Consider the following 6,443-nt stretch of genomic DNA (forward strand, 5'->3'; position numbering starts at 1 on the left):
GCGCAGTTCGCCATCCTCTTCCACGACCGCCTCAACCCATGATCACCGCGGTCCCACACGAAATTCCTGACAGTCCCCGCAGATCGCGCCGGCGCTGCGACCCGGCCTGGATGCTCATCTCGCCTGGCTGAGCCAGGCCATCCAGGCGCTCGACCACGACATCTCCGGCGCGCTGCGCCAGAGCCCGCTCTGGCGCGTCGAGCACGACCTGCTCGCCCGGGTTCCTGGCATCGGACCAGTCAGCTGCGCCACCCTGCTTGCCAAGCTGCCCGAACTCGGCCGGCTCTCGCGCCGCAAGATCGCAGCCCTCGCCGGCCTCGCCCCCATCAACCGCGACAGCGGCACCATGCGCGGCCGCCGCACCATCCAGGGCGGACGCGCCGAGGTCCGCGCAACCCTCTACATGGCCACCGTCGCCGCGATCCGCTGCAACCCCGCCATCCGCGCCTTCCACCAACGCCTCACCGCCGCAGGCAAGCCCGCCAAGCTCGCCATCACCGCCTGCATGCGCAAACTCCTCACACTCCTCAACGCCATCCTCAAATCCGCCAGAAGGACACAAACCGCGTGACTACACAGTCGCTCTCCCACGCTGCGGGAGAGGGGACCCGGCGGTGGCATTGCGTTCCCTCTCCCACGACAGTGGGAGAGGGTCAGGGTGAGGGCAAAGCGTGTGTTACCCGCGCAGCACCGCCCCCGTCGCCTTCGCCACCGCGGCGACAATCTTCTGTGCCACCGCCTCGATCTCGGCATCCGTCAGGGTCCGCTCGCGCGGCTGCAGCGTCACCGCGATCGCCAGGCTCTTCTTGCCCTCCTCGATCCCCTTGCCGCGATAGACGTCGAACAGGTCGACACGCTCGATCAGCGCGCGGTCGGCGGCGCGGGCGGCGCGCATCAGCGCCTCGGCCGCGACGGACTCGTCGACCACGAAGGCGAAGTCGCGGACGAGCGGCTGGAACGCCGGCAGTTGCGGGTTGCCGCGCTTCTTCCGCCGCGGCTCCGGCACCGCGGCGAGATCGAGCTCGAACACCGCCACCGGGCCTTCGAGGTCGAGCGCCTTGAGCACGCGCGGATGGAGCTCGCCGAACACGCCGAGCGTCACTTTCGGCCCCGCGCGCAGCACGCCGCCGCGGCCCGGATGCAGCCAGGACGGCGGCTCGGGTACCGCCTGCACGCCGTCGAGATTGACCCCGAAGGCCGCCAGCACCGCGAGCGCGTCGCCCTTGGCGTCCAGCGCGTCGACCGTGCGCGACGGCGCCGCCCAGTGACGTGGCGAGGCGCCCGCGCGCAGGCCGGCGGCGCAGAGCGTTTGCTCGCCGGGCTCACCGCCCTGGAACGCGGGGCCGGTCTCGAACAGTGCTAAGTCCGGATAGCCGCGCGCGGCGTTGCGTGCGGCCGCGAGTGCGAGCGTGCCGATGATGGAGGGTCGCATCGCGTCGAGATCGGAGGCGATCGGGTTGGCCAGCATGCGCGGCGCATCGCCGCCGCCGAACAGCACGGCGACGCGGCTGTCCATGAAGCTGAAGGTGACGCACTCGGTCATGCCGCGCCCGGCGAGCACGCGGCGCGCGGTGATCGCGCGGCCCATGCCGGGCGTGACCGACACGCCCTGCACCACGCGCGCGCGGCCGCTCTCGTCGGCGAGCGGCGGCATCGGCGCTGCCGGCACCGTCTCCAGCCCGACGATGCGCAGCACCTCCTCGATCAGGTCGTACTCGGCTTGCCCGTCGGGCTCGCCGGCGCAGTCGTTGCGCCAGGACGGCACCGCGACGGTGATGCGGTCGGTGTCGCGTGCCGTCGGCATGAAGCCGAGCCGTTCGAGGATCTGTGTGGCCTCCTCGGCCGGCACGGGCAGGCCGCCGAACTCGGCGAGCCGCGCGTAGCGCAGCGTCGCGGTGCGGCGCATGTCGGGCTCCGCCCCCGCCTCCACCACCTCGGACGCCTCGCCGCCGCAGAGATCGAGGATCATCCGCGTCGCCGCCTCGGTCGCCGCGCGCATGATGCCCGCGTCGATGCCGCGCTCGAAGCGGTAGCGCGCGTCGGTCTGGATGCCGAGGCGCTGGCCGGTGTTCGCGATCGAAACGGGATCGAACAGCGCGACCTCGAGGAACACCTCGGTCGTCTCCCCGGTGCAGCCGGTGGACTCGCCGCCGACCACGCCGGCGAGTGCCAGCGCGCCCGAGGCGTCGGCGATCACAGTGTCGGCGTCCGTCGCGGTGACCTCCTTGCCGTGCAGCCCGGGGAAGGTCTCGCCGCGGCCTTGCCGCATCGTCAGCACGCCGCCCTTGAGCTTGGTCGCGTCGAACACATGGAGCGGCCGGCCGAGGTCGAAGGTGAAGAAGTTGGTGATGTCCACCAGCCGGCTGATCGGCCGAAGCCCGATGCTCTCCAGCCGCCGCTTCAGCCATTCCGGCGACGGCGCGTTGCGCACGCCGCGGAAGTGCCGCCCGAGCACCCAGGGGCAGCCGAGGGTCTCGGTGGCCCAGGCGACCGGGCTTCGGTAGGCCGCCGGCACTTCGGGCGCGGACCAGGGCCTCAGCGTGCCGATCCCGGCCGCGGCGAGGTCGCGCGCGATCCCGCGCACGGACAGCGCATCGCCGCGGTTCGGCGTCACCGCGATCTCGATCACCGGATCGGCAAGCCCCGCCCAGCGCGCATACTCGGCGCCGAGTGGCGCATCCTCCGGCAGCTCGACGATGCCGTCATGATCCTCGCCGAGCTTCATCTCGCGTGCCGACAGCAGCATCCCCTCGGACGGCTCGCCGCGGATCTGCCCGACCTTCAGCGTGATCCCCGTGCCCGGAATGAACGCGCCGGGAAGCGCGAGCACGCCCTTCATCCCCGTGCGCGCATTCGGCGCGCCGCAGACGATGTTGAGCAGCTTCCCGTCGCCGCCATCGACCTTGCAGACGCGCAGCCGATCCGCGTTCGGGTGCGGACCCGCCTCCACCACATGGGCGATGCGGAACCCGGCCAGCGCCGCGCCGCGATCCTCGACCCCCTCCACCTCCAGCCCGATCGCGTTCAGCGTGTCGAGCACGCGCTCGACCGACGCTTCGGTGTCGAGATGCGTCTTCAGCCAGGACAGTGCGACCTTCATGTCAGTTGAGCCCCGTCGCGAGGCTCGCCACATCCTCGGGGCGGAACCCGGTCGCGCGCAGCCAGCGGATGTCGCTCTCGTAGAACGGGCGCAGATCGGTGATGCCGTGCTTCAGCATCGCCACGCGCTCGATTCCCATGCCGAAGGCGAAGCCCTGCCACTCGGTGTGATCGACCCCGCCCGCCTCCAGCACCTTCGGGTGCACCATTCCGCTGCCCAGGATCTCCAGCCAGTCCCCGCCGCGGCCGAGTTCGCCGGTGCGGCGGTTCCAGCCGATATCCACCTCCATCGAGGGCTCGGTGAACGGGAAGTACGACGAACGGAACCGCACCGGCAGGTCGGGGATGCCGAAGAAGGCGCGCAGGAAGTCGACGATGCAGCCCTTCAGATGCGCGAGCGTGATGTCGCGCCCGATCGCCAGCCCCTCGACCTGGTGGAACATCGGCGAGTGCGTCGCGTCATGGTCGGCGCGGTAGGTGCGGCCGGGCGCGATCACGCGGATCGGCGGGGGTGTGGCCAGCATTGCGCGGATCTGCACCGGGCTGGTGTGCGTGCGCAGCACCTTCTCGCGCCCCTCCGGCGTGCGGCCGGGCATGTAGAACGTGTCGTGGTCCTGCCGCGCCGGGTGGTGCGCGGGGATGTTGAGCGCGCCGAAATTCAGCCAGTCATCCTCGATGTCCGGCCCCTCGGCGACCGTGAAGCCCATCGCGCCGAAGATCGCGACGATCTCCTCGATGGTGCGGCTGATCGGGTGGACCAGCCCCTCGGGCGAGGGGCGGGGCGGCAGGGTGATGTCGAGCCGCTCGGCCGCGAGCCGTGCGTCGAGGGCCGCGTCGTCCAGCACCGCGCGGCGGGCGTCGAGTGCGGCGGCGATCGCGTCCTTCAGCGCGTTGAGCGCGGCACCGCGCTCCTTCCGCTGCTCGGGGGCCACCGCGCCGAGGCCCTTCATCAGCGCCGTCACCGCGCCGTTCTTGCCCAGCGCCGCGACCCGCACGGCATCGAGCGCGGCGAGGTCGCCGGCCGCCTCGACCTTGGCGAGGGTTTCGTCACGGAGTGCGGCGAGATCGTCGATCATCGGAGGTCCCATGCGAAAAGGGCCGCCGGCAGGCCGGCAGCCCCTTACGTCACCCGAGGAGGAACCGGCGCGGAGGCCGGATCAGGCGGATGCGCGGGCCGCGGCGGCCTGGTCCACGACGGCGGCGAACGCCGCCGGCTCGTTGAAGGCGAGTTCGGCCAGCACCTTGCGGTCGAGCTCCAGCCCGGCCGCCTTCAGCCCGGCGATGAACTGGCTGTAGGTCAGCCCCTTCTCGCGCACCGCGGCGTTGATGCGCTGGATCCAGAGTGCCCTGAACTCGCGCTTCCTCACCTTGCGGTCGCGGTAGGCGTACTGAAGGCTCTTGTCGACCTTCTGCTTCGCCATCCGGATGGTGGTGCCGGCGCGGCCACGGAAGCCCTTCGCCCGCTCGAGAACCTTCTTGTGACGGGCATGGGCCGTCACGCCCCGCTTCACGCGTGCCATTGTTCAGCGTCCTTCCGCGATCAGAGCCCGTAGGGCGCCCACTGCTTCACCGTGCGCGCGTCCTGGTCCGTCAGGACCTGGCTGCCGCGGCCCTGGCGCTTCATCTTCTGCGCCTTGGCGGTGAGCTGGTGGCGCTTGAAGCCCGGGCCGGCGAGCACCTTGCCTGAGGCGGTGATCTTGAAGCGCTTCTTGACGCTGGCTTTCGTCTTGAGCTTGGGCATTTGACCATCCTTTCGTCCGAGGGGGTCGCGCGGGCGCGACCGAAGGCGGCCGGGCATGCCCCAGGGGCCCGGCGCGCGCAGAGCCGCGGCTTATAGGGCCGCGGGGGCGGGGGGGCAAGTGCCGCCACGAACGCGTCGTACGTTCACCTGCGCATACGTCCCGACGCGCTCGGTTGCTCGTGGGGCCAGAGGCGCGGCGTGCCATTCCTTGCGCCGTCTGTTGTCGCCGTCGGCTGGACATGCGATGGGCTACAGTACATTGAACGCAACCCCTTTGCCTTGAGAAGCGTACCGCTTTGGCTGCTGCCAAAACCGTTGCATCCGAGGTTGCCGGCGCAGCTTCATGGCGCGGCCCAGCCTGCGCGCGAGGCCGATCGCAGCTTGAGGCACGAGCCAAGGTACGATGCTTTGGTGTTGGTTGACGGTATGCGTGTCACCGACTCATTGCTGAATAAGGCCGAAGAAGTCGCGTTCCGCGAGTTGGACGCGATCGCGAAGGATAACAACCTACGGCTATTTGCCAAACCTAGGCTATCTGATGTACTAAAAAAAGATGGATTTTTGCCAAGCGATGTGTTTAATTTTTATACTAGATCCCATGTAGATTTCGTGGTAACAGACAAAAATACGAAGCCCCTATTTATCGTGGAATACGACGGCCCAAGTCACGCTGAATCCCGCCAACAGGAGCGTGACCAGATAAAGGATGCACTTTGTAAGGAAGCGGGGCTGGGGCTGCTTCGTATAAATACAAATTATATCACAAGACAATATCGTGGTATCAGTGTATTGCGATGGATTATTGAAGTTACAGAACTAGAGAAGGCGTTCTATAATGCCCAGGAGAAAGGCTATATAGCGTGGGATGAGCCCTTTGATCCAGCATCAGTCTCTGATGATGGGCGCGGGAAGAGATGGCCTTACTGGCTCTCCTTCTCGGCTATCCAGGCGTTAAACAGCTTCGCTCGGAGTGGGAATGTAAATAAAAGAAGAGGGTATGCTATAATTAGTGGATCGGACGCTTTGGGCAACCTGCGCGGGTTATCGTACATGTGGAATGGTGAAGTTGGGATTCTGGCTAAGGTATCTGTCAGAAATCAGAACTTTGATTTTCCCATTGTAGACTTACTTCACGAGCTATCAATCTGTGAGCTAAGTGAAAAAATGATTCTTTTCCAGTCTGGAAAAATTCAAGGGATGGGTTATAATCATTTTATGTCAGTTTTAAAAGTGTTTGGTAATAAATACAACGCTACTCCAAATTTTTTCATGGGATGGGGGCCGCCTGGTCTTTCATGGGACTTCTCAGCTGGTTGGAAATTCGGATAGCAGCTGACATGCGGGAGATCTCAGCCGGCCGCGGCGCTCAACTTTAGAACGAGGCACTCCCTGACGCGGGGCACGGAAGGCTACTCCACCCCTCACCCCCTAAGCGGAATCACCCGCTCCAACCGGCACCCCACCGCCGCGCCCTCCGCGAACGCCGGCGCCGAGGCGGGCGCGATCACGAACAGCATCCCCGCCGCCGTCTCCACCTCGTACTCGCGCGTCTGGCCCAGGAACGCCGCGCGCGCCACGCGCCCCGGCACCCCGCCGGCGTCCG

General features: G+C 67.3%; 6 protein-coding genes and 1 pseudogene. 2 read left to right on the forward strand and 5 right to left on the reverse strand.

The window, feature by feature from the left end:
• Positions 1–208 precede the first annotated feature (208 nt).
• Positions 209–571: pseudogene (locus tag ACTIFU_RS21795) on the forward strand (transposase); the annotation flags it as partial.
• Positions 572–676: 105 nt separating this feature from the next.
• Here the strand turns inward: ACTIFU_RS21795 and pheT are convergent.
• The 4 genes from pheT to rpmI all read right to left on the reverse strand — a co-directional run bounded on the left by pheT (position 677) and on the right by rpmI (position 4,840).
• Positions 677–3,100, reverse strand: a complete 2,424-nt coding sequence (pheT, locus tag ACTIFU_RS21800) for a phenylalanine--tRNA ligase subunit beta (RefSeq protein WP_439580427.1) — start codon at positions 3,098–3,100, stop codon at positions 677–679.
• Position 3,101: 1 nt separating this feature from the next.
• A complete protein-coding gene (gene pheS / locus ACTIFU_RS21805; protein ID WP_439580428.1) occupies positions 3,102–4,175 on the reverse strand; it encodes a phenylalanine--tRNA ligase subunit alpha in 1,074 nt (357 codons plus the stop codon).
• Between the two features lie 81 nt (positions 4,176–4,256).
• Complete coding sequence (rplT, locus tag ACTIFU_RS21810) at positions 4,257–4,619, reverse strand: 50S ribosomal protein L20 (protein ID WP_439580429.1); 363 nt, start codon at positions 4,617–4,619, stop codon at positions 4,257–4,259.
• Positions 4,620–4,639: 20 nt separating this feature from the next.
• Positions 4,640–4,840 (reverse strand): 50S ribosomal protein L35, encoded by a 201-nt coding sequence (gene rpmI / locus ACTIFU_RS21815; RefSeq protein ID WP_439580430.1) that lies wholly within the window; start codon positions 4,838–4,840, stop codon positions 4,640–4,642.
• A gap of 198 nt (positions 4,841–5,038) precedes the next feature.
• Between rpmI and ACTIFU_RS21820 the strand changes: the two genes are divergently transcribed.
• Complete coding sequence (locus ACTIFU_RS21820) at positions 5,039–6,169, forward strand: DUF2726 domain-containing protein (RefSeq protein ID WP_439580431.1); 1,131 nt, start codon at positions 5,039–5,041, stop codon at positions 6,167–6,169.
• 92 nt (positions 6,170–6,261) lie between these two features.
• On the opposite strand, the gene ACTIFU_RS21825 is transcribed toward ACTIFU_RS21820, so the two are convergent.
• The coding region (locus ACTIFU_RS21825) for a TOBE domain-containing protein (protein ID WP_439580432.1) at positions 6,262–6,443 on the reverse strand (182 nt) is incomplete at its 5' end.

The organism is Elioraea sp., from assembly GCF_051860475.1.
Taxonomy (GTDB): Bacteria; Pseudomonadota; Alphaproteobacteria; order Acetobacterales; family Acetobacteraceae; genus Elioraea.

Coding starts and splice junctions, on each gene's coding strand:
- pheT (WP_439580427.1), bottom strand. CDS start 3,100: ATGAAGGTCGCACTGTCCTGGCTGAAGACGCATCTCGACACCGAAGCG.
- pheS (WP_439580428.1), bottom strand. CDS start 4,175: ATGATCGACGATCTCGCCGCACTCCGTGACGAAACCCTCGCCAAGGTC.
- rplT (WP_439580429.1), bottom strand. CDS start 4,619: ATGGCACGCGTGAAGCGGGGCGTGACGGCCCATGCCCGTCACAAGAAG.
- rpmI (WP_439580430.1), bottom strand. CDS start 4,840: ATGCCCAAGCTCAAGACGAAAGCCAGCGTCAAGAAGCGCTTCAAGATC.